Source organism: Microbacterium sp., assembly GCF_047606685.1.
Lineage (GTDB): Bacteria > Actinomycetota > Actinomycetes > Actinomycetales > Microbacteriaceae > Microbacterium.
In genome coordinates, this window is sequence record NZ_JASGEC010000008.1 from 1 (window position 1) to 3,249 (window position 3,249).

Here is a 3,249-nt window from a genome sequence, read left to right on the forward strand (position 1 = left end):
GCGGGGGACGCGGGTGGCGCGCGAGCGCGCGCGGGGCGCGGCGCGCGCGGGCGACGGCCCGCCCGCATGGGCGGGAGAGACAACGGGATGCCCCGAGTCGGCGCCGTAGACTGAGTGCTCTGATGGACGACCCTCCTCCGTGTAGACGCTCGCCCCACCCCCGACCCCCCGCAGGGGGCGCGTGATGCACGAGTGGATCATGCTGGGCGTGGGGCTCTTGCTCATCGCGGGAACCGGGTTGTTCGTGGCATCCGAGTTCGCCCTGGTCAATCTCGATCGCGCCGACCTCGAAGCGCGCCGCGCGAAAGGCGAGACGCGCCTCGCGCTCACGATCAGCGCGCTGCGCACCACGTCGACGCACCTGTCCAGCGCCCAGCTGGGCATCACGCTGACGACCCTGCTCACCGGGTACACGATGGAGCCCGCGATCTCCGACCTGCTCGCGCCCGTTCTGACCGGCTGGGGCGTCGCGGAGGGCCTCGTGCGGCCCGTCTCGGCGGTCGTCGGCGTCGCGATCGCGACGATGCTGTCGATGATCCTCGGCGAGCTGGTGCCCAAGAACCTCGCCCTCGCCCTGCCACGGCAGACCGCGAAGGCGGTCCTGCCGTTCCAGGTCGCGTTCACCACGGTGTTCCGCCCCGCGGTCGCGCTGCTCAACGGCAGCGCGAACGCTGTCATCCGCTCCTTCGGCATCGAGCCGAAGGAAGAGCTCTCCGGCGCCCGCAGCGCCGAAGAGCTCTCGAGCCTCGTCCGCCGCTCGGCGAGCGCGGGAGTGCTCGAGGAAGACACCGCGTCGCTGCTGAACCGCACGCTCACGTTCGCCAAGCTGAGCGCCGCCGACGTCATGACCGCCCGCCCCAGCGTGCACGCCGTCGCCGTCGGCGACTCGATCGACGACATCGTGCAGCTCGCGCGGCGCACCGGCCACAGCCGTTTCCCCGTGTTCGACGACTCGATGGACGACATCGTCGGCATCGCGCACCTCAAGCAGGCCGTCGCCGTGCCGCGCGCCAAGCGCGCTGAGGTCCCCGCCGGCGCGATCGCGACCGATCCGCTCCGGGTGCCCGAGACGCTGCACCTCGACGGACTCCTCGCCGAGCTGCGCGCCAAGGGCTACCAGATGGCGGTCGTGGTGGACGAGTACGGCGGCACAGCCGGCGTCGTCACGCTCGAAGACCTCGTCGAGGAGATCGTCGGCGAGGTGCACGACGAGCACGACCGCACGCGCAAGGGCATCGTGCGCTCGCGCGAGTCGCTGAGCTTCCCCGGCGAGCTGCGCCCCGACGAGCTGCTCGACCAGACCGGCATCCGGGTTCCCGAAGGCGACGTCTACGACACTGTCGGCGGGTTCGTCATGAGTGTGCTCGAGCGCATCCCGGCCGTCGGCGACGAGGTCGACGTGGAGGGCGGCTCCCTCCGCGTGCAGCGCATGGACGGCCGCCGCATCGACCGCGTCGAGTTCACGCCGAAACCCGTCGAGGGCGGTGAGGGCGATGAGTGACGGGGCCGGGATCGCGTGGCTCGTCGTGCTGCTGGCTGCCAACGCCTTCTTCGTCGGCGCCGAGTTCGCCGTCGTCTCCGCGCGGCGCTCGCAGATCGAGCCGCTCGCCGAGAAGGGCTCCCGCGCGGCGCGCACCGCGCTCTACGCGATGGAGCACGCGACGCTCATGCTGGCCACGAGCCAGCTCGGCATCACGATCTGCTCGCTGTTGATCCTCAACGTCTCCGAGCCGGCCATCCACCACCTGCTTGCCGAGCCGCTCGGCCTGACCGGATGGGGCGAGGCCGTCATCGACGTCGTGGCGTTCGTCGGCGCGCTCGTGCTGGTGTCGTACCTCCACGTGGTGTTCGGCGAGATGGTGCCGAAGAACCTCGCGTTCTCGGTGCCCGACCGCGCCGTGCTGATGCTCGCGACGCCCCTCGTGTGGGTCTCGCGCGCCTTCCACCCGTTGATCGCCGCGCTGAACTGGGTCGCCAACCACGCCGTGCGCCTATTCGGCGCGGAGCCGAAGGACGAGGCGGCATCCACCTTCACGCTCGAGGAGGTCGCCACGATCGTCGACCAGTCCCGGCGCGAGGGCGTGCTGGACGACGTGTCGGGCACGGTCGCGGCCGCGGTGGAGTTCACCGACAAAAAGGCGAAGGATGTCGCTGTGCCCCTGGCATCCCTCGTCACCCTGCCCGAGACCACCACGCCCGACGAGATCGAGCGCGCCGTCGTCAAGCACGGCTTCTCGCGCTACGTGATCGTCGGGCGCGACGGCGAGCCGGTCGGGTACGTGCACCTCAAAGACATCCTGCAGGTCGCGGAGGGGTCGCACGCGGCATCCACCGCCACCGTGGCGGTGCCGGCCAAGCGCGTCCACCAGATGGTCCCGGTCACCGAGGACACCGACCTCGAGGGCGCCCTGTCAGTGATGCGACGCGCCCGAAGGCACCTCGCGGCCGTGCGCGACGCGGCGGGGGCCCTCACCGGCGTGCTCTTCCTCGAGGACGTCATCGAGGAGCTCATCGGCGAAGTGCAGGATGCCACGAGGCGGCAGCGATGACCCTCGGCATCCCGCGCGCTCCGCAGGCCGACGACGACAAGTACACGCGCGGCGTCGTCGGGTTGCGCACCGGGTCTGCCGCGTACCCCGGTGCGGCCGTGCTGGGCGTGGAGGCGGCGTGGCGCACCGGCGTCGGCATGGTCCGCTACGTCGGCCCCGAGCTGCCGACGCGGCTCGTGCTGCAGCGTCGCCCCGAGACCGTGCCGGGCGCGGGCCGCGTGCAGGCGTGGGTGGTCGGGTCGGGGACGGTCCCCACGCCGGACGGCGAGGCCGACGCGGTGCGCGGGCTGCTGGCCGGCTCCGTGCCCGTCGTGGCAGACGCCGGCTCGCTCGACCTCGTGCTCGGCGCGGCAGCGCCGCTGCTGGTGACGCCGCACGCGCGCGAGCACGACGCGCTGCGCGCCCGGCTGGGCCTGGCCGAGGTGCCGTTCGGCGCCGACGACGACGTGCGCGAGGAGTCGGCGCTGCAGACAGCCCGCGCGCTGGGCGGCGCCGTGCTGCTGAAGGGCTCGGTGACGATTGTCGCGACGCCGGGCGGTTGGCGTTCCCGCGTCGCCGCCGGCACGCCGTGGCTCGCGACCGCCGGCACCGGCGACGTGCTGGCCGGCGCGATCGGCGCGCTCGTCGCCGGCCAGCACGTCGCCGGTGCCGGCGGTCGCGAGCCACGGCGTGCCGGCGGCGACGCGGGAACGCCAACCGC

Annotated in this window: 3 protein-coding genes; all 3 read left to right on the forward strand. The window is 72.9% G+C overall.

The window, feature by feature from the left end; translation table 11 throughout:
• Positions 1–184: 184 nt before the first annotated feature.
• Entirely contained in the window at positions 185–1,501 is a 1,317-nt protein-coding gene (locus tag QM611_RS00970; protein ID WP_415078018.1) for a hemolysin family protein, read from the forward strand.
• Positions 1,494–2,549, forward strand: a complete 1,056-nt coding sequence (locus QM611_RS00975; protein ID WP_415078019.1) for a hemolysin family protein — start codon at positions 1,494–1,496, stop codon at positions 2,547–2,549. The genes QM611_RS00970 and QM611_RS00975 overlap by 8 nt, the downstream gene beginning before the upstream one ends.
• A partial coding sequence (locus QM611_RS00980; RefSeq protein WP_415078020.1) for an ADP-dependent NAD(P)H-hydrate dehydratase occupies positions 2,546–3,249 on the forward strand: 704 nt, incomplete at its 3' end. The genes QM611_RS00975 and QM611_RS00980, both read left to right, overlap by 4 nt.